The organism is Candidatus Infernicultor aquiphilus (assembly GCF_002784285.1).
GTDB lineage: Bacteria > Atribacterota > Phoenicimicrobiia > Phoenicimicrobiales > Phoenicimicrobiaceae > Infernicultor > Infernicultor aquiphilus.
The window spans coordinates 1-1,092 of sequence record NZ_PFKO01000250.1 but is presented as its reverse complement, the minus strand read 5'-3'; the positions used below and the strand labels follow the sequence as shown (position 1 = coordinate 1,092).

Sequence of the window (1,092 nt, the reverse complement as noted above, 5' to 3'; positions counted from 1 at the left end):
CTCAGATGAATTTGATTTTTCAATTGATCTTAGTAATGCGGGGCATGCTATAAGAGATGATCTCGCCCGTAGCTATAATCTCTATGGTCGCTTGAATACATTGGCAGCCAAAGCAAATTTTATGTATAAACAACAAGAACTTAAACGAGATAAAGTTGGAGCATTGGCTTGGAAAGCAATTTATGCTAAATCAGAGAAGTTGAAAGTTGCAGCCCAAAAAGGATTAGTGCTTATAGAGGAAATTGAGTTTAATGGGGGAAAGACTACATTGATTCAAGAAGAAGAACAACTTTTGCTTTATGAATATTTAGCAGATAGGGCTCAAGATAAGAAAAAAGAAATAGTTGCATTATTAGATTTAGGTAGGAGTATTTTATCGTGGGATCGAACGGAATTAGAGAAAATGATGGGATAGAACAGCTTTATTTTATTGTTAAATATATATTAGAAGGTAAAGATATCCCTTATTATGATTTAGGAAAAATATATGATAATTGTAATTTATATCATGGATATAAAATAGGAGGAATTTTTGATTATATTTTAAGAACTAATAAAGCAAGAGAAATTTTTGAATTTTTTGAAAAAATTGGAATTCTTTCTCTTCTTTTGCCCGATGTTCATGAATTATCTTTTATTCCTCAAATTAAAGCTAAGTCTGTTAATGCTTTTGATCATACATTAAGAGTTGTAGAAGTTATTCCAATAGATAATATTATTTTAAGATGGGCAGGATTATTACACGATACGGGAAAAGTAAAGAGTTATTTTGAATTGGGAAATTTTTATAATCATCAAAATTATAGTTATGATATTGCGAAAAAGATTATCAATGATTTGAATATTGGGGGAGAAGATTTAATTTTAACTATTATTAAATATCATATGTACCCATTAGATTATCAACGAAATCCAAATTGGACAGATGAAACAATTAAGAGATTTATTGATAATGTAGATTTAGATGCAGCTATTTTAATTACAGAATTTGCTTATTATGACAAAAAAGCCGAGAATGGAAAAGAAGAATATTTGAAACCTATTTTAGAATTAAAGGAAAGGATTATTAATGCTCATTAAGCGGGTGTATAT

Annotated in this window: 2 protein-coding genes; both read left to right on the top strand. The window is 28.7% G+C overall.

The genetic code is table 11. The features are described 5' to 3' along the window. The coding region (locus COZ07_RS06680) for a hypothetical protein (protein ID WP_406607793.1) at positions 1-415 on the top strand (415 nt) is incomplete at its 5' end. Continuing rightward, complete coding sequence (locus COZ07_RS06675; RefSeq protein WP_406607792.1) at positions 379-1,080, top strand: HD domain-containing protein; 702 nt, start codon at positions 379-381, stop codon at positions 1,078-1,080. The genes COZ07_RS06680 and COZ07_RS06675, both read left to right, overlap by 37 nt. The last annotated feature ends 12 nt before the right edge of the window (positions 1,081-1,092 follow it).